Origin of the sequence: Microbacterium sp. H6 (assembly GCF_003314775.1) — a bacterium.
GTDB classification, from domain to species: domain Bacteria; phylum Actinomycetota; class Actinomycetes; order Actinomycetales; family Microbacteriaceae; genus Microbacterium; species Microbacterium oxydans.
Genome location: NZ_QOAY01000103.1, coordinates 1 through 18141, shown reverse-complemented (window position 1 = coordinate 18141; position 18141 = coordinate 1). Strand labels below are relative to the sequence as shown.

15 protein-coding genes are annotated in these 18141 nt (G+C 69.1%); 9 read left to right on the top strand and 6 right to left on the bottom strand.

The features are described 5' to 3' along the window. The 3 genes from DSP71_RS07085 to DSP71_RS07075 all read left to right on the top strand — a co-directional run. Window positions 1-383, top strand: a 383-nt coding sequence (locus DSP71_RS07085; protein WP_147251228.1) for an ABC transporter permease, incomplete at its 5' end; no start/stop codon positions are given. Then, window positions 380-1177: an ABC transporter ATP-binding protein gene (locus DSP71_RS07080; RefSeq protein WP_113680732.1), complete on the top strand. Its 798-nt coding sequence runs from the start codon at window positions 380-382 to the stop codon at window positions 1175-1177. The genes DSP71_RS07085 and DSP71_RS07080, both read left to right, overlap by 4 nt. Next, the gene (locus DSP71_RS07075; RefSeq protein ID WP_113680731.1) at window positions 1174-1929 is read left to right on the top strand and encodes an ABC transporter ATP-binding protein; all 756 of its coding nucleotides are present in this window, start codon (window positions 1174-1176) and stop codon (window positions 1927-1929) included. The genes DSP71_RS07080 and DSP71_RS07075 overlap by 4 nt, the downstream gene beginning before the upstream one ends. Before the next feature lie 68 nt (window positions 1930-1997). Here DSP71_RS07075 and DSP71_RS07070 read toward each other — a convergent pair whose 3' ends face one another. The 4 genes from DSP71_RS07070 to DSP71_RS07055 form a co-directional block, all read right to left on the bottom strand. Then, complete coding sequence (locus DSP71_RS07070; RefSeq protein WP_258546310.1) at window positions 1998-2354, bottom strand: DUF779 domain-containing protein; 357 nt, start codon at window positions 2352-2354, stop codon at window positions 1998-2000. A 62-nt stretch (window positions 2355-2416) separates the two neighbouring features. Beyond that, on the bottom strand, window positions 2417-3982 hold the full coding sequence (locus tag DSP71_RS07065) for an aldehyde dehydrogenase family protein (RefSeq protein ID WP_046748506.1): 1566 nt from the start codon (window positions 3980-3982) through the stop codon (window positions 2417-2419). A 110-nt stretch (window positions 3983-4092) separates the two neighbouring features. Next, complete coding sequence (locus tag DSP71_RS07060) at window positions 4093-5421, bottom strand: transcriptional regulator (protein WP_113680730.1); 1329 nt, start codon at window positions 5419-5421, stop codon at window positions 4093-4095. Window positions 5422-5497: 76 nt separating this feature from the next. Continuing rightward, window positions 5498-6064, bottom strand: a complete 567-nt coding sequence (locus DSP71_RS07055) for a TetR/AcrR family transcriptional regulator (protein ID WP_113680729.1) — start codon at window positions 6062-6064, stop codon at window positions 5498-5500. Window positions 6065-6134: 70 nt separating this feature from the next. On the opposite strand from DSP71_RS07055, the gene DSP71_RS07050 reads away from it, so the two are divergent. From DSP71_RS07050 to treZ, 5 genes are all read left to right on the top strand, one after another. Further along, a complete protein-coding gene (locus DSP71_RS07050; protein WP_058631916.1) occupies window positions 6135-6707 on the top strand; it encodes a dihydrofolate reductase family protein in 573 nt (190 codons plus the stop codon). Between the two features lie 135 nt (window positions 6708-6842). Beyond that, window positions 6843-7145, top strand: coding sequence for a hypothetical protein (locus tag DSP71_RS07045; protein ID WP_147251227.1), 303 nt, complete (start codon window positions 6843-6845; stop codon window positions 7143-7145). Continuing rightward, complete coding sequence (glgX, locus tag DSP71_RS07040) at window positions 7142-9316, top strand: glycogen debranching protein GlgX (protein ID WP_113680727.1); 2175 nt, start codon at window positions 7142-7144, stop codon at window positions 9314-9316. Before DSP71_RS07045 ends, glgX begins: the two co-directional genes overlap by 4 nt. Next, window positions 9313-11661 carry a malto-oligosyltrehalose synthase gene (gene treY, locus DSP71_RS07035; RefSeq protein WP_113680726.1) on the top strand — a complete coding sequence of 783 codons (2349 nt, stop codon included), beginning with the start codon at window positions 9313-9315 and terminating at the stop codon, window positions 11659-11661. The genes glgX and treY overlap by 4 nt, the downstream gene beginning before the upstream one ends. 78 nt (window positions 11662-11739) lie before the next feature. Continuing rightward, window positions 11740-13491 carry a malto-oligosyltrehalose trehalohydrolase gene (gene treZ, locus DSP71_RS07030; protein WP_113680725.1) on the top strand — a complete coding sequence of 584 codons (1752 nt, stop codon included), beginning with the start codon at window positions 11740-11742 and terminating at the stop codon, window positions 13489-13491. Between the two features lie 82 nt (window positions 13492-13573). On the opposite strand, the gene DSP71_RS07025 is transcribed toward treZ, so the two are convergent. Beyond that, window positions 13574-15001 (bottom strand): CCA tRNA nucleotidyltransferase, encoded by a 1428-nt coding sequence (locus DSP71_RS07025; protein WP_113680724.1) that lies wholly within the window; start codon window positions 14999-15001, stop codon window positions 13574-13576. Window positions 15002-15203: 202 nt separating this feature from the next. After that, the gene (locus DSP71_RS07020) at window positions 15204-15539 is read right to left on the bottom strand and encodes a hypothetical protein (RefSeq protein ID WP_147251226.1); all 336 of its coding nucleotides are present in this window, start codon (window positions 15537-15539) and stop codon (window positions 15204-15206) included. 149 nt (window positions 15540-15688) lie between these two features. On the opposite strand from DSP71_RS07020, the gene DSP71_RS07015 reads away from it, so the two are divergent. Beyond that, the coding region (locus tag DSP71_RS07015) for a fibronectin type III domain-containing protein (protein WP_258546309.1) at window positions 15689-18141 on the top strand (2453 nt) is incomplete at its 3' end.

Below are 18141 nucleotides of genomic sequence, written 5' to 3'. Positions count from 1 at the left end.
TGGCCCGCCTCACCCGCATCCTGGCGCGCCGCGTGCTGCAGGAGCAGTACATCACCGCCGCGCGCACGAGCGGTACCGGGGTGCTCGGCATCGTGTTCCAGCACGTGCTGCCGAACATCGCCCCCACCCTCGCCGTGAGCCTCGCGCTGCAGTTCGGCGCCGCGGTGCTCGCCGAGGCGAGCCTGTCGTACCTGGGTCTCGGCGCACCGCCGCCCAACGCATCGTGGGGACGGATGCTGCAAGAAGCGCAGGGCACCGTCCTCGTCGCCCCGGTGGGTGCCATCGCTCCCGGTATCGCGATCATCGCGCTGGTGCTCGGTGTGAACTTCCTCGCCGACGGTCTGCGCGACATCGCCGACCCGACCCGCCGGAGGAGTCGATGAGTATTCTCGACGTCACGGGCCTCACAGTCCGCGCTGCTTCCGGGCCGCTGGTGCGCGATGTCTCGTTCTCCCTCGCGGCGGGTGAGCGCCTGGGGCTGATCGGCGAGTCCGGCTCGGGCAAGTCGCTGACCTCGCTCGCGGTGACCGGCCTGCTCCCTGACGCCCTCAGCGCATCGGGCTCGGTGCTGCTCGGCGGGCACCAGGTCGTCGGCGCGCGGGATGCGGAGCTGCGACCGCTGCGCGGTCCCGTCGCTCAGATCGTGTTCCAGGAGCCCCTCACCGCGCTCGATCCGCTGATGCGGGTGGGGCGTCAGATCGCGGAGCCCCTGCGACGCCATCTCGGGCTGCGTGGCGGTGAGCTCGCGAAGGCCGTCGCCACCGCGCTCGGCGAGGTCGCCCTGACCGACACCCGCATCGCCCGCTCCTACCCGCACGAGCTCTCCGGCGGTCAGCGTCAGCGTGTGGCCATCGCCATCGCCCTGGCCGCGCGCCCGCAGCTGCTCATCGCCGACGAGCCGACCACCGCGCTGGATGTGACCGTGCAGGACGGCGTGCTCACGCTGCTCGAACGCCTCGTCGACGAGCGCGGCATGGCGCTGCTGTTCATCAGCCACGATCTGGCCGTGGTGTCTCGCATGGTCGAACGCATCGTCGTGCTGCGCGACGGCCTCGTGGTCGAATCGGGTACGGTCGCGCAGGTGCTGCACGAGCCGGCCGAGCCGTACACGCGGATGCTGGTCGACAGCGCCCGGGCTCTGGACGCATTCCTCGACGCCAAGGAGGGCGGACGATGACGCTCCTCGAACTGCACGGCGCCGGCTTCGCCTACGGATCCCGTCGCGTGCTCGACGACGTCTCTCTGAGCATCGATGAAGGCGACTCGCTCGGCCTGGTCGGTGAGTCGGGTGCGGGAAAGTCCACGATCCTACGACTGCTGCTCGGGCTCGCCACCCCGCTCGGCGGGCAGGTGCTGTTCGAGGGCACCGCCCTGAACCCGCGCGACCGCGCCCAGATGCGTCGCTTCCGCGCGAGCGTGCAACCGATCTTCCAGGACCCGTACTCCTCGCTCGACCCCCGACAGCGCATCGACCGCATCGTCGGCGAACCGCTGCGGTCGCTGGGGCTGGCGTCCGGTGCGGATGCCCAGCGCCGCATCTCTGAGGCCCTCGACGCGGTCGGGCTTCCTGCCGACACCGCACGCCGCTACCCGCACGAGTTCTCGGGAGGCCAGCGTCAGCGCATCGCGATCGCCCGAGCCGTGGTCTCCCGCCCCCGGGTATTGCTCGCCGACGAACCGGTCAGCGCGCTCGATGTGACCACTCGCGTGCAGGTGCTCGAACTGCTCGATCGACTGCGCCGCGAGAACGGCCTCTCGCTCGTGATGGTGTCGCACGACCTCACCGCGATCGCCTCGGCCTGCGACCGAACGGTGGTCTTGAAGGACGGCCGCGTGGTGGAGCAGGGCGCCACGTCCGACGTGCTGCACGCTCCACAGGACCCTTACACGCGGGCGCTCGTCGACGCTGTTCCGCGGCTGCCGCGCTGAGTGCCGCTCCCGTCGCGATATGACAGCTGGATTCGCCGATTCGGCTGTCATATCGCGACCGGAGTAGGTCAGAGCATCCGGGAGCGGATCAGGAATCGCATGCCGGTGGGGCCCTCGACGCTGAAACCCGCACCGCGGCCGGGCACGACGTCGATCGTCAGGTGCGTGTACTTCCAGTACTCGAACTGCGATTCCGACATGTACACCTCGACGGGCCGGTCCAGGCCGACGTCGAGCGCCCCGAGAAGTATGTCGCCCTGCCCGGTGATGAACATGCCGACCGGGTAGCACATGGGTGATGAGCCGTCGCAGCAGCCGCCGGACTGGTGGAACATGAGGGGTCCGTGCTGGGCCGTGAGGTCGCGCACGAGCGATGCCGCTGCTTCCGTCACGGCCACGCGTTCCACGGTCTCGTCGCCGATCACGGTTCATTCCCTTCAGAGAATATGTCCGGGCGGACGCTCGTGCGCCCGCCCGGAGAGGTGACTCAGAAGAAGCCCATCGGGCCTTCGGCGTACGAGACCAGGAGGTTCTTCGTCTGCTGGTAGTGGTCGAGCATCATCTTGTGGTTCTCCCGTCCGACGCCGGACTGCTTGTATCCGCCGAATGCCGCATGCGCCGGGTACTGGTGATACGTGTTGGTCCACACCCGTCCGGCCTCGATCGCCCGTCCCGCGCGGTAGGCCGTGTCGCCGCTGCGGCTCCACACCCCGGCGCCCAGTCCGTACAGGGTGTCGTTGGCGATCGAGATCGCGTCGTCGAAGCCGTCGAACGAGGTGACCGACAGCACCGGGCCGAAGATCTCCTCCTGGAAGATGCGCATGTCGTTCGTGCCCTCGAACACGGTCGGAGCCACGTAGTAGCCCTCGCTGAGATCGCCGCCGAGGTCGACGCGCTCGCCACCGGTCAGCAGCCGCGCACCGCCCTGCTTCCCGATGTCGATGTAGCTGAGGATCTTCTCCAGCTGGTCGTTCGACGCCTGAGCTCCGATCATGGTGGCGGGGTCGAGCGGGTTGCCCTGCACGACCTTGCCCACCCGCTCCAGGCCGTCGGCGAGGAAGCCGTCGTAGATCGAGCGCTGGATGAGGGCGCGAGACGGGCAGGTGCAGACCTCGCCCTGATTGAGCGCGAACATCGTGAACCCCTCGAGCGCCTTGTCGTAGAAGGGGTCGTTCGTCGAGCGGGCGACATCTTCGAAGAACACGTTCGGGCTCTTGCCTCCGAGTTCGAGCGTCACCGGGATGAGGTTCTGCGATGCGTACTGCATGATCAGTCGCCCGGTCGTGGTCTCTCCGGTGAAGGCGACCTTGCGGATGCGCTTGTGCTGTGCGAGCGGAGCACCCGCCTCGATGCCGAAGCCGTTGACGATGTTGACGACGCCGGCGGGCAGAAGGTCGCCGATGATGTCGAACAGGAACAGCAGTGAGGCCGGGGTCTGTTCGGCCGGCTTGATCACCACGCAGTTGCCTGCGGCGAGCGCGGGCGCCAGCTTCCACACCGCCATCAGGATCGGGAAGTTCCACGGGATGATCTGCCCGACCACGCCGAGCGGCTCATGGAAGTGGTACGCCACGGTGTTCTCGTCGAGCTGGCTGATGCCGCCCTCCTGAGCCCGAAGCACTCCGGCGAAGTAGCGGAAGTGATCGACCGCGAGAGGGATGTCGGCCGCGAGCGTCTCCCGCACGGGCTTGCCGTTCTCCCACGTCTCGGCGACCGCGATCTCCTCCAGGTGCTGCTCGATGCGGTCGGCGATGCGGTTGAGGATCACCGACCGCTCGGCTGGGCTCGTCTTGCCCCAGCCGGCGAATGCCTGCCAGGCGACCTCGACCGCCCGGTCGATGTCTTCGCTGGTGCCGCGCCCGACCTCGGTGAAGGGCTTGCCGTTGACGGGGCTGACGTTCTCGAAGTACTGGCCCTTGACGGGTTCCACGAACTCGCCACCGATGTAGTGGCCGTAGCGCGCCCGATAGTTCGCGACGGCTCCGGGCTGCCCGGGGGCGGCGTATGCGGTGGACGATGGGGCGACGGACACGTCTTCTTCGACGATGGTCATGGGGGTCTCCTTCGACGGGTGCGCCGCGCTTCGGTGCTGCGGCTCTTCCCCGAAGCTAGGTCGACCGACGTTGCGACCCGATGCGCAACGTTGCGACCGGTTGCAGAGGCTCAGGCCTCGAGACGCTCGATCCGCGCGACCAGTCCCGCGCGCTTCGGCGACCGGGCGGGGAGCATCTCCAGGGCGAGGCGGAGGGCTTCGGCGTCACCCTGGCCCTCGGGGATCTCCGCATAGGAGAGCAGCACGTCGAGACTCGCCTCGGACAGCATCGCCTCCCGCAGCGCCGCGCGCACCGACTCGCGGAATTCCTCCACACCCGGCGACGTCGACTCGGGCAGCACCGGTCCTCGGTAGGCGGTGAGCGCCACCCTGTGGGCACCTCGGTCCAGCAGCGACAGAACGTCGTGCGCATCGGTGTCGAGGGTGACGGGAAGGCGGTACGGTCGCGACTCCGGCACGAGGTCGGGAGCCGTGCGCTCGAGCACCTTCCGCAGCCGGACCATCTCGGGGCGGAGCGTGTCGGGCGAGACGCCCGGTCCGTACACGAGCTCGCACAGGCGCTCGGCCGAGAGTCCCTGTCGGTGCACGCCGAGCATCAGCAGGATCGCGGCATGACGGGCGCTGAGCTCGATCACGGACTCTTCGTGGTCCGACTCCGTCTCCAATCGGGCACGATCGCGTCCGAGCACGTGAAGTGTCGCCCGCGCCGTTGCCGGCACCCGGGACTTCGCAGCCGACGCACGAGGCCGGTGCGCCTCGCTGCGCGCCCGCAGACGCGCCACCATCAGCTCCGACTCCACGGCGCGGGCTGTCGCATCCACGAGCAGCCGTGCCTGCAGCGAGACGACCTCCGCTCCCCCGGTGATGTCGATGACCCCGAGCACGCGGTGCGTCTCCGGGTCGCGGACGGGAGCCGCGGTGCAGGACCAGGGGTGCACGAGACGGTTGTAGTGCTCCGCGCCGCGGATCTGCACGGACTGTCCGAGCACCAGAGCGGTTCCGGGTGCGCTGGTGCCGACGGCATCCTCCGACCAGTTCGCTCCCGCGACGAAGCCCATGTCGTCGGTGAGCGACCGCAGCTGCCTGTCGCCCTCGATCCACAGCAGACGGCCCGCCTGGTCGCCGACGGCGATGACGACACCGGCATCCTGGGCCTCGCCGGGCAGCAGGAGGGCACGGATCATGTCCATGACGGAGGCGAGCGGATGCGCCAGCCGATAGGCGTCCAGCTCGTCGCTCACGAGATCGAGCGGAGGAGCGCCCTCGGGGCCGACGCGACTGCGCCACGCCCGCTCCCACGACTCCCGGACGAGTGGCCGCACCTCCTGCAGACGCCGGTCTTCGAGGTTCCCGGCGAGCAGCTCCTCGTGCGCACGCTCGATGAGAAGTCGCGATGTCGGGGGAAGCGACTCGCGGGATACCTGCCACGGCGCAGACACAGCGGTCTCCGATCGTCGAGAGCGTGCGTTGCCTCAGTGTACGAGCAGCGCGCCCCCGAGGGAACACCCCGCCGGGTCAGCGGATGAGCCCGGCGACCAGGTCGTCGATGACGTCGTCGGTGGAGGTCTCCTGATCGATGGGCGTCGTGAGCCTGTCGAGCAGGAGTCCATCGATCGCATAGTGGAACAGGGCGATCTCGCGGCGTCCACCCGGGAGTCCCGCCGCGGTGTTGAAAGCCACGTCGGCGTCGAACCCGGCGCGCTGCCACGCACCGAGGACGGCTGCGACCTCGGGCCGCCGACCGCCCTCGAGCCGCAGCTCGAACAGCGCGAGCGTCACGTCCCGATCGTCGGTCAGGCGTCGCACGATGTCGCGGAGGTAGTCGGCGAAGAGCGCGGGTCCCGGGGCGGCCTTCGACCGGCGTTCGAGATCATCGGCGCTCGGTGCGAGACGCTCCCCGATCCGCTCGACCAGTCCTTCGATCAGGGCGTCCCTGCTGCGGAAGTAGTTCGACGTCGTGCCGATCGGGACCTGAGCGGCGACGTCGACGGCTCGGTGCGTGAGCCCCCGTGATCCTTCGCGTGCGAGCACGGCGAGTCCCGCATCCGCGATGGTCCGTCGTCGCGAGTCGTTCTTCACCATGGAAGGAACCCTAGCGCAATCACTACGCCTGTTGTACTGTAACCGCTACAGATGTTGTGATTGGAGAACCATGCGAGAGCTCGTGTACTACGCCGCCGTCAGCCTCGACGGGTACATCGCTGGTCCGAACGGTGAATTCGACGCGTTCCTCATCGAGGGCGACCACATGGACGGCATCAATGCCCGCTTCGCCGACACGCTGCCGACCGTCGCCGCCGAAGCCCTCGGGGTTCCGCAGCGGCGCGAGATGTTCGACACCGTCCTCATGGGGTGGAACACCTACGCCGTGGGCGGGCTGTCGAGTCCCTATCGACACCTCCGCCAGATCGTGTTCAGCAGCACGAGGACAGCGGACGGCGAGAACCTCGAAGTGACAGCGGAGCACCCCGTGTCGGTGGTGCGACGCCTGAAGCAGGAGGAGGGAGCAGCGATCTGGCTGTGCGGCGGCGGCGCACTCGCGGCAACCCTCGCAGACGAGATCGATCGACTCGTGCTGAAGCGGCAGCCGCTGCTCTTCGGGGCGGGCATCCCGCTCTTCCGTGAGCGCTCTTACCGTCCCGAGCGGTTCGATGCGGTGCAGACGGTCGCCTACGACTCGGGCGTCGTCGTCACGGAACTGCAACGCCGCCCCCACGAGAGCTGATATCCCGACGAGACCTGACGCCCGGACGGCGAGGAGAAGGACGCGCCATACCTCCTCCTCGCCGCCCTGGCAACGGTGTTCCCGAAGGGCGGTCTGGTTCCTAGCGTGGGAGCACCCCACGAGTCAGGAGGCGCCATGAACGTCCGAACCCCCACCCCCACTGGCTCTGCCCGCCACGCCTCCGCGCACCCCGCCGACAGACCGGCTCACCGGCCCGCGGTCGAAGCCGTGTGCGAGCGCGTCGGCTTCGACCGCTACGTCGTCAGCCACGATCGTCCCGTCGGCTACATCGACGTCGTGCCACCGCTTTTCGTCTGCTATCTGGGCCACCCGTATCCCCGCTCGGTGGAGGTCGCGCAGGTCTACGATTTCGAGCGTGCAGTGAGTATCGTCGATGCCATGGCAGCCGGCACCCGCAACCACACCGTCGCCGGATGAGCGGCGAGATCTGGCCCGGAACCGCATATCCGCTCGGGGCGACCTTCGACGGTCAGGGGACGAACTTCGCCCTCTTCAGCGAAGGCGCCGAGCGCGTCGAGCTGTGCCTGTTCGATGAGGACGGCACGGAGACCCGCGTGCCCCTCACCGAGGTGGACGCGTTCGTCTGGCACGGCTACCTTCCCACGGTGCAGCCGGGGCAGCTCTACGGCTACCGCGTGCACGGACCGTACGACCCCGCCCAGGGGCAGCGCTTCAACGCGAACAAGCTGCTGCTCGACCCGTACGCCAAGGCCGTCGCCGGGCGGATGGACTGGGGCCAGCCCCTCTTCGGCTACGACTTCGGCGATCCCGACTCGCGCAACGACGACGACTCCGCGGCCGCGATGGTCAAGAGCGTCGTGGTCAATCCCTTCTTCGAATGGGCGGGTGATCGACCGCTGAAGACCCCATATGCCGAGACCGTGATCTACGAGGCGCACGTGAAGGGGCTCACCCAGCGGCATCCCGACATCCCCGAAGAGCTCCGAGGCACCTACGCCGGCATCGCCCACCCCGCCGTCGTCGAGCACCTCCAGCGCCTCGGCATCACGGCGCTGGAGCTCATGCCCGTGCACCAGTTCGTCGACGACTCCGTGCTCGAGGAGAAGGGGCTGTCGAACTACTGGGGCTACAACACCCTGGGGTTCTTCGCCCCGCACAACACCTACTCCGCGACGGGCGAGCACGGCCAGCAGGTGCAGGAGTTCCGGGCGATGGTGCGCACCCTGCACGAGGCCGGGATCGAGGTCATCCTCGACGTGGTCTACAACCACACCGCGGAGGGCAACCACCTCGGCCCGACGCTCTCGATGCGCGGTATCGACAACGAGGCGTACTACCGACTCGAAGAGGACAAGCGCTACTACACGGACTACACCGGCACGGGCAACAGTCTGAACGCGGGCAATCCGCATGCCCTGCAGCTGCTCATGGACTCGCTGCGCTATTGGGTGACCGAGATGCACGTCGACGGGTTCCGCTTCGACCTCGCGGCGACCCTCGCCCGCGAGTTCTACGACGTCGACCGCCTCGCGGCGTTCTTCGAGCTCGTGCAGCAGGACCCGATCGTCTCGCAGGTGAAGCTCATCGCCGAGCCGTGGGACATCGGCCCCGGGGGCTACCAGGTGGGCAACTTCCCGCCGCAGTGGACAGAGTGGAACGGCAAGTACCGAGACACCGTGCGCGATTTCTGGCGCGGTGAGCCGCAGGCACTCGGCGAGTTCGCCTCCCGCCTCACCGGGTCCGCCGACCTGTACGAGCACTCCGGCCGACGACCCGTCGCCTCGATCAACTTCGTCACTGCGCACGACGGCTTCACCCTGCGCGACCTCGTCTCGTACAACGAGAAGCACAACGAGGCGAACGGCGAGGACAACAACGACGGCGAATCCCACAACCGCTCCGACAACATGGGCGCGGAGGGACCGACCGACGACATCGACATCAACCGGCGCCGCGCGCGTCAGCAGCGGAACTTCCTCGCCACGCTGCTGCTCTCGCAGGGCGTGCCGATGATCTCCCACGGCGACGAGCTCGGCCGCACGCAGCACGGCAACAACAACGGCTACGCGCAGGACAACGAGCTCACCTGGATCGACTGGGAGGCGGCCGACCTGCCCCTCGTCGAGTTCACCGCCGCCGTGGCCCGACTCCGCCGTGAGCATCCCACCTTCCGCCGCAGCCGCTTCTTCGACGGTCGCCCCGGCCGCTCCGACGACGACCGCATCCCCGACGTCGTCTGGCTGCGCCCCGATGGCCGACCGATGGCCCCGGAGGACTGGGATTCCGGATTCGGGCGCTCCGTGGGGATGTTCCTCAACGGACAGGGCATCCGCGAGAACGATTCGCGAGGGCGCCCCGTCACCGACGTGAACTTCCTCGTCTACTTCAACAGCGGCGACGAGCCGATCGACCTCGTCATCCCCGACGAGCGCCACGGTGCGCAATGGCGGATCGTCGTCGACACCGCAGGCGAACTGGCCGCGGATCGCGCGCTGGAGCCCGGGAACGGCATCCCGCTCGACGGCAAGGCGACCCTGGTGCTGCAGGAGATCGACGGAGTGCCGGAGGCCGCCGACGACTCGGTCGACGCCTCCCTCCGCGCCCAGAGCGGGCAGGCGGCGTCGTGACCCTGCGTCCGCTCTCCACCTACCGATTGCAGATCACCGCCGATTTCCCCCTCGACTCCGCGGCAGGGGTGACCGATTACCTCGCCGACCTCGGCGTCTCCTGGGCGTACCTCTCCCCCGTGCTCGCGGCGGTCAGCGGCTCGAACCACGGTTACGACGTGGTCGACCACGGACGCGTCGACCCCGAGCGCGGAGGCGAGGAAGGACTCGAGCGCTTCGCCGCCGCCGCTCGGGCCGCAGGGCTCGGGATCCTCGCCGACATCGTGCCCAACCACATGGGAGTCGGTGCCCCACGCCAGAACGCCTGGTGGTGGGAGGTGCTGCGTCTGGGGAGGGAGACCCGTGTCGCGGCGGCCTTCGACATCGACTGGGCGGCCGGCGGTGGGCGTCTGATCCTGCCGATCCTGGGCTCATCACCGGATCGGGCGATCACCGAGCGCCTCTTCGCCGTCGACACGACCCCGGCACCCGACGCGCCCGACGGCGTGCTGACGTACTTCGAGCACGTGCTGCCGCTCGCCCCCGGCACGGCGCAGCTGGCCGACGACCTTCCCGCACTGCTCGCCGCCCAGCATTACGACCTCCGCTACTGGGAGGAGCAGAACACCGATCTCAACTACAGACGGTTCTTCGCCGTCTCCGAGCTCGCCGGCCTCCGAGTCGAGCTGCCGGACGTCTTCGCGGAGTCGCATCGCGAGATCATCCGATGGATCCGCAGCGGGCTCGCGGACGGACTACGTGTCGATCACCCCGACGGGCTCGTCGATCCGACCGGATATCTGGAGCGCCTGGCTGACGCGACGGGGCGGGCGTACACGCTGGTCGAGAAGATCCTCGAACCGGGCGAAGCCCTGCCCGCGTGGTGGCGCACCGATGGAACGACCGGATACGACGCTCTCGCCGACATCGATCGGCTCTTCGTCGACCGTGCGGGAGTCGACGCTCTCGACACTCTCGACGAGAGGCTGCGTGCGGAGACCGGGCTCCCGGCCGCCCCCGCGTGGCCTGACCTGATCCACGACTCCAAGCGCATGATCGCCGACGGGCTGCTGCAGGCGGAGGTGCGCCGGCTCGTGCGCACTCTGCCCCACGGGATCGTGCACGCCGATGACGCCCTGGCTGAACTCGTGGCGTGCTTCCCGGTCTATCGCTCGTACCTCCCCGAGGGGCGCGAGCATCTGCGCGTCGCGTTCACCGAGGCCCGTCGACGCCGCCCCGACCTCTCGGCGGCCTTCGCCGAGCTCGAGCCGCTGCTGTCCGACCCCCGACTCGAGGTCGCGCAGCGCTTTCCTCAGGTAACTGGAGCGGTGATGGCGAAGGGCGTCGAGGACACCGCGTTCTACCGCTTGACCCGACTGGGAACGCTCACCGAGGTGGGCGCCGACCCCGCGATCCCCGCCGTGACGGTCGACGACTTCCATCGGCGGCAGAACGCCAGGCTCGGCGCCTGGCCCCACTCGATGACCACGCTGTCGACGCACGACACGAAGCGCTCGGAGGATGTGCGCGCCCGACTGTCGGTCCTCTCCGAGATCCCCGAGCGCTGGGCCGAGGTGCTGGGTGAGCTCCGCACCATCGCGACCACCGGCCACGGTCCGCTGGATGCCCTGCTCTGGCAGGCGGCGGTCGGTGCGTGGCCCCTCTCCTCCGAGCGTTTCCTCGCCTATGCGACCAAGGCGGCACGCGAGGCCGCGGAGGCCACGACCTGGCAGCATCCGGATGCGCGGTTCGAGGAGGGCCTCGCGACGATCGCGCAGGCGCTCGAGGGCAAAGCCGCCCCGATCCTGGAACGCTTCGTGGACGAGATCCTGGCGGCCGGCCGCTCCAACTCGCTCTCCGCGAAGCTGCTGCAGCTCACCGCGCCCGGCGTCCCCGACGTGTATCAGGGCACGGAGCTGTGGGACCTCTCCCTCGTCGACCCCGACAACCGTCGACCGGTCGACTTCGAGCTGCGGAGGCGGATGCTCGCGGAGCTCGACGCGGAGGTCGCGCGGGGCATCCTCCCCGCCGTCGACGACTCTGCGCGGGCGAAGCTGCTCGTCACGTCGCGAGCACTGCGCGCCCGTCGAGACAACCCCGAGCTGTTCCGGTTCTACCGTCCCGCTGTCGTCGAGGGCGCGGCAGCCGACCACGCTGTCGCGGCTCATCGCGGAGGGATCACCGTCGTGGCCACCCGTCTTCCGATGGGGCTGGCGCGCCGCGGAGGATGGGGCGACACTGTCATGATGCGCCCCGGCCTCCCCGCCACCGACCTGCTGACCGGCCGACGCATCGGACCGGGGCCGGTCCGGCTGGCCGAGCTGCTGGACACGTATCCGGTGGCTCTGCTCGAGCTCGCCCGATGAAATCCGTGTGCTCGATGACGGCACGACGGTGTCGGCGGGTATCGATGACGGCGGGGTGTCGATGACGGCGGGGTATCGATGATCGAGGTCTGGGCACCGAAGGCGAGCAGGGTGCGGCTGAGACGAACCTCTCGACACGGCAGCACGACGCAGACCGATCTCGATCCGACGTCAGGCGGATGGTGGCGAGCCGGCGACGAGCTCGAAACCGGCGAACGCTACGGGTTCGTCTTCGACGACGATCCCGAGCTGCGGCCGGATCCGCGCTCTCGCCGACAGCCCGACGGTGTGCACGCGGCATCCGCGGCGTTCGACGTCGGCGACTTCGCCTGGAGCGATGCGGGATGGGCGGGACGGCAGCTCGCCGGAGGCCTGGTCTACGAACTTCACCTCGGCACGTTCACGCCGGAGGGGACGCTCGACGCCGCGATCACGCGCCTGCCTCACCTGGTGCAGCTGGGGGTGACGCACGTCGAGCTGCTTCCGGTCAACGCCTTCAACGGGCGCTGGAACTGGGGCTACGACGGAGTGCTCTGGTACGCGGTGCACGAGGCGTACGGGGGCCCTGCCGCGTACCAGCGGTTCGTGGATGCCGCGCACGGGCACGGGCTCGCCGTGGTGCAGGACGTGGTCTACAACCACCTCGGTCCGAGCGGCAACTACCTGCCCCTGTTCGGCCCCTACCTGCGCGAGGGCGAGAGCACGGCGTGGGGCGACTCGGTCAACCTCGACGAACCGGCCGTGCGCGACTACATCATCGACAACGCCCTGATGTGGTTGCAGGACTTCCATGTCGACGGGCTGCGTCTCGATGCGGTGCATGCTCTGCACGATCAGAGCCCTGTGCACATCCTCCGCGAACTCGCCGAACGCGTCGACGCGCTGTCGGTGCAGCTCGATCGTCCGCTCGCCCTGATCGCCGAGTCCGACCTCAACGATCCGACGCTCATCCTGCCCCGTGAGGCCGGTGGCTACGGCCTGACCGCGCAGTGGTCAGACGACTGGCACCACGCCGTCCATGTGGCCCTCACGGGGGAGACCGGCGGCTACTACGCCGACTTCGCCGCGGAGAATGCCCTGGCGAAGGTGACCGAGCACGGGTTCTTCCATGACGGCACGTTCTCGTCCTTCCGCGGACGTCCCCACGGCGCGCCGATCCCACCCGAAGTGCCGACGTGGCGACTCGTGACCTTCGCGCAGGACCACGATCAGGTGGGCAACCGCGCGGCAGGCGACCGCCTCTCCGCCACCCTCTCTCCGGATCGCCTGGCCGTCGCTGCGGTCCTGACCCTCACCGCCCCCGGCACTCCGATGCTCTTCATGGGCGAGGAGTGGGGTGCGTCCACCCCCTGGCAGTTCTTCACCTCGCACCCCGAACCCGAGCTCGGCCGCGCCGTCGCCGAGGGGCGGACCGCCGAGTTCGCCCGCATGGGGTGGGATCCGGATGCGGTGCCCGACCCACAGGACCCCGACACGTTCGCCCGCTCCCACCTCGACTGGAGCGAGCTCGACGATCCGGAGCACGCGCGGATGCTCGCCCTGTACCGCGACCTCGTGACGCTGCGAAGGGAGTGGCCCGCCCTCACCGACCCCGACTCCACGCACACCGCGGTGGAGGTCCGAGAGACCGACGGCACGCCCGAACGGCGGGTCTACCGCATCGACCGCGGAGACCTCTCCGTGGTGGTCAACCTCGCATCGACGTCGCAGGCGTTCGACGTGGGAGCCCGCACCAGGGTGCTGCTTTCCACGTCGGGGTTCCGTCGGGAGGACTCGCTCGTGACGCTGCCGCCCGACAGTGCAGCGATCGTGACCTCGCCCCTGGTCTGAGCCGCCACAGTGCGGCCACCACAGTGCGGCCACCACAGTGCGGCCACCGAGCGCGGTCACTGTGCGCGGTCACTGTGCGCGGTCAGTCGCGCGCAGCCCACCACTCGCGCAGTCGCTGCTCGGCGACGTCCGCACCGAGCACACCCTCGTCCAGGCGCAGGTCGAGCAGGAACCGATAGGCCTCACCGACCTCGCGGCCCGGTCCGATCCCGAGCACCTGCTGGATGCGGTTGCCGTCGAGCTCCGGGCGGATGGCGTCGAGCTCCTCCTGCTCGCGGAGCGCGGCGATGCGCGACTCGATGTCGTCGTACGCGCTCGCGAGACGGCCGGCCTTGCGCTTGTTCCGTGTGGTCACGTCGGCACGGGTGAGGATGTGCAGGCGTTCCAGCAGGTCGCCGGCGTCGCGCACGTAGCGGCGCACGGCTGCGTCCGTCCACGCCCCCTCGGCGTAGCCGAAGAAGCGCAGGTGCAGCTCGATGAGCGTGGCGACGGCGTTCGTGGTCTCGGTGTCGAAACGCAGCGCCTGCAGCCGCTTGCGCGCCATCCGCGCACCCACGACGTCGTGGTGGTGGAACGTGACGACGCCCCCGGCCTCGAGCTTGCGCGTGCGCGGCTTGCCGATGTCGTGCAGCAGCGCAGCGATGCGCAGCGGCACATCCGGTACGGCTCCGGGATGACGGGAGTGCTCGAGCTCGATGGCCTGGGCGAGCACGGTCAGCGAGTGCTCGTAGACATCCTTGTGGTGGTGGTGCTCGTCGACTTCGAGGCGCAGCTCGGTCACTTCGGGGAGGAACTCGTCGATCAGCCCGGTGTCCACCAGCACGCGGATGCCGCGCACCGGGTCGTCGGTCTGCATGAGGCGCACCAGCTCGGACTGGACGCGCTCGGGGCTGACGATCTTCAGCGTCTCGCGCAGCTCGGTGATCGCCGCGGCCGTCGCCTCCTCGACCTGGAAGCCGAGCTGGGCGCTGAAGCGAGCGGCGCGCAGCATCCGGAGCGGGTCGTCGCCGAACGACACCCGAGGATCCGCCGGCGTGCGCAGGACGCCGGCGATGAGGTCTTCTACCCCGCCGGTCGGGTCGACGAGCTTCACGGACGGCACCTGCAGCGCCATGGCGTTCACGGTGAAGTCGCGGCGCACGAGGTCGCCGTCGATGGTGTCGCCGAACTCCACGGTGGGCTTGCGGGTCACACCGTCGTAGCTGTCCGCGCGATAGGTCGTGATCTCGACCTGTTCACGCTGCACGCGCGCGCCGATCGTGCCGAACGCGCGACCGATGTCCCACTGCGCGGTGGAGATGGGCGTGACGATGGCCAGGATGTCGTCGGGGGACGCGTTCGTCGTGAAATCGAGATCGTGCGTGTCACGGCCGAGCAGGGCATCACGCACCGGACCGCCGACGACCGCGAGGTCGAAGCCCGCCTCCTCGAACGCCGTCGCCAGGGTGCGGACGACCGGGTTCTCGGCGAGCGCACCGAGACGAGCGAGGCCGTCAGCCATGTTGAGCATGGGTTCCAGCGTACCGGGGCGAGCCGTCCGTGCCGGGGCTGCCAACCGCCCCGGCCAAAACCCAGACCAACCGCCCGCGCGCCGGCGCGCCGCCCCTCGACACGCCGCTCCGCGCACAGTTGGTCTCCGTTTCGGCCGGGCGACGGGGCCTTCGGAGAACGACACATCAACGAGCGGTACGTCGGCGCAGATACTGAAAGGCTCAGGGCCACGCGTCAAGATCGAGTTCCTGCCGCGCGAAGTCATCGAGTTCCCGTCTGGTCCAACGGCGCATGGGGAACATCATGCTGACGAAGACAGTCATGAGCAGTGCGAGGATCGGGATCGCGATGCCTTCGGGGACAGCTTGCTCATTGAACGCGAGAAGCATCATCGCGCCCCACGGAAGCAAGAACGCGAGCGAGAACAGCGCCCACCTCACCATGATCCGGCGCCACAACCGCTGCCACGCCGGCCATTTCGTTCGATCTTCCAGTACCGCTGCCGGAGGTGAGGACGGGTCGAGTCGCCAGCGTCGCGGCTTCGCGGGATCGGACATGTGCACATCGTAGTGAGCATCGTTACACGAGCGTCGGTCGCGGAGTTCACCTTGCTGTCGCCAGGAGGTCAGCGCCCGGTCATCCCGCTTCGATGGGGTGGAGGCGCCCCGTGCGGCTGAGCACGGAAACCCCACCTCGAAGGACTGACATGACCTCCCTCACCCCTGCGGTGCGGTGGCGGCGTCGCGGACTGACGTCCGTCGCGCTCCTCGCCCTGCTCGGCGGCGCCGTCGTCGCCCCCGCGGCTCTTGCCGCCCCCGACCCCGAAGTGCCGACGAGCTCGCTGATCACCGGCGACACCGCCTGGCACTACCTCGACGACGGATCCGACCCGTCTCCCGCACCCGCAGCCCTCCGCGACTGGACCTTGCCTGCCTACGACGACAGCGCGTGGAAGACGGCTCCGGGCTCGTTCGGCGCCAAGGGCGGGAAGCTCGCACCGGTCGGCCCGCAGACGCCCAAGACCCTGCTCAACCACTACCTCGACGGCACGGCGGCCCCGACCGTGCCGACCTACTTCTTCCGCACGACGTTCGAGCTCGAGGCAGGCGTCGCCGAGCAGGTCGCCGCCCTGCAGAGCACCATCACCTACGACGACGCCATCATCGTTTGGATCAACGGCCAGGAGGTGGCCCGCTACGTCGACGGCAGGATCACCGACACCACCAGCGTCGAGTACGCGGGCGATGGCAACGGCGACCCGCTCACGAGCACGTTCAGCGCCGAGGGAACCCTGCTGCACGACGGCACCAACACGATCGCGGTGTCGCTGTTCCAGGACCGCGCGACCAGCTCCGACATCTTCTTCGACATGTCCGCGTTGACCCTCGTGAAGGCCTCCGCACCGGGCACCCCCGTCGTCGCGCCGCCGACGCGCGTCATCCTCACCCCGACCGAACAGCCGGCCGTCTCGCAGTCGTTCTCCTGGCTCGCAGGCGACGCCTCACACACGGTCGGACAGGTCGAGATCGCCCCGTCCGCCGGCGGAGAGACCCGCACGGTCGACGCGTACGACGCTGGTGTCGTGAACGGCAACCCGAACAAGCACTTCTCGGCGACGGTGACGGGTCTCACCGCTGCCACCGAGTACCGCTACCGCGTCGGCCTGCCCGGAAGCTGGAGCGACTGGTTCACCTTCCGCACCGCGGATCCGTCCGCGACCGACTTCCAGTTCATCTACTACGGCGACGCCCAGATCGGTCTGGACACCACGTGGCCGAGCGTCGTGAAGCAGGCCGAGGCGCAGGCTCCCCGCTCGATCGGCTCCGTGCACGCGGGTGACCTGATCAACACGTCGAGCAACGAGAACGAGTGGGTCAACTGGTTCAAGGGCATGAAGGATTCGGCCGTCCGTACGAACGTGATGGCCGCCCCCGGCAACCACGAGTACTCCGGCGACAAGCTGCTCACGGCGTGGAAGGCGGCGTTCGAGTACCCGCGCAACAACCCGTCGACCAGCTCCATCGGCGAACTGGCGAACCTGGCGAAGGGCGACTCCGAGGTCGCGCAGCAGTACCGCGCGTTCTTCGACCACTGGAGCTCGTTCGCCGCAGAGACCGCGTACTACACCGACTACCAGGGCGTGCGTTTCATCACCCTGAACGCCACTCGCGACACGACGTTCCTCACCCCGGCCGGCCTCCCGTCGTGCGCGGGGGCGGAGTGCCCCTCGTCGCAGATCGGCACCCTGTGGACGCGCTTCCAGGGTGCATGGCTCGACCTGCTGCTGCAGAACAGCCCGTCGAAGTGGAACGTCGTCACGTTCCACCAGCCCGTGTTCTCGGCCTCGGCCGGGCGCGATGAGCCCATCCTCCGCGCCGAGTGGCTGCCGGTCTTCCAGCGCAACGACATCGACCTGGTTCTCATGGGACACGACCACACGTACGCCCGCGGATACGTGAACACCGACGCGACCGAGACCCCCGGCCTCACCACGGGCCCGGTCTACGTCGTCTCGAACTCGGGCGCGAAGCACTACGACCTGGAGACGCCGGAGAAGAACGTCTGGACCAACAACGGCGCCACCCAGGTGCTGCGCGGTCAGGGCGTGACGACCTACCAGGTGATCGACGTCTCGAAGAATCAGCTGGTCTACCGGTCGTACCTGGCCGAGAAGCAGCCGGACGCCACGACGGACCTCCCCGTCGGTGCCGTCTACGACACGTTCACGGTGACCAAGTCGGATGCGGGCGAGAAGTGGGTGACCGAGGCCGGCGTCACACCTCCGGTCACCCCCGAGCCCGAGGCTCCGGCGAAGGTCGAACTCGGCGCGGCATCCGTGCAGGCCGGTGGCACGGTCACGGTGACGGGCAGCGGCTTCGCAGAGGGCGCTCAGCTGCGGCTCGAGCTGCGTTCCGACCCGGTGCAGCTGGGCACGGCCACCGCCGATGCGGACGGCTCGTTCCAGCGCACGGTGACCGTCCCGGCGAACACTCCGGCCGGTGCGCACACGCTCGCCGTGATCCAGCCCGACGGCACCGAGGTCACTGCAGCTCTGAGCGTCACGGCCGCGTCCGGTGGCGGAGCGACGACACCGGGCAACGGCGGCTCCGCAGGTAACGGCGGTTCCGCGGGCAACGGCGGCTCCGCAGGCGGCGACCT

Bases quoted from the DNA above. Each gene is read 5' to 3' on its own strand.
- DSP71_RS07080 (WP_113680732.1), top strand. From the start codon at position 380: ATGAGTATTCTCGACGTCACGGGCCTCACAGTCCGCGCTGCTTCCGGG.
- DSP71_RS07075 (WP_113680731.1), top strand. From the start codon at position 1,174: ATGACGCTCCTCGAACTGCACGGCGCCGGCTTCGCCTACGGATCCCGT.
- DSP71_RS07065 (WP_046748506.1), bottom strand. From the start codon at position 3,982: ATGACCATCGTCGAAGAAGACGTGTCCGTCGCCCCATCGTCCACCGCA.
- DSP71_RS07055 (WP_113680729.1), bottom strand. From the start codon at position 6,064: ATGGTGAAGAACGACTCGCGACGACGGACCATCGCGGATGCGGGACTC.
- DSP71_RS07050 (WP_058631916.1), top strand. From the start codon at position 6,135: ATGCGAGAGCTCGTGTACTACGCCGCCGTCAGCCTCGACGGGTACATC.
- DSP71_RS07045 (WP_147251227.1), top strand. From the start codon at position 6,843: ATGAACGTCCGAACCCCCACCCCCACTGGCTCTGCCCGCCACGCCTCC.
- glgX (WP_113680727.1), top strand. From the start codon at position 7,142: ATGAGCGGCGAGATCTGGCCCGGAACCGCATATCCGCTCGGGGCGACC.
- treZ (WP_113680725.1), top strand. From the start codon at position 11,740: ATGATCGAGGTCTGGGCACCGAAGGCGAGCAGGGTGCGGCTGAGACGA.
- DSP71_RS07025 (WP_113680724.1), bottom strand. From the start codon at position 15,001: ATGCTCAACATGGCTGACGGCCTCGCTCGTCTCGGTGCGCTCGCCGAG.
- DSP71_RS07020 (WP_147251226.1), bottom strand. From the start codon at position 15,539: ATGTCCGATCCCGCGAAGCCGCGACGCTGGCGACTCGACCCGTCCTCA.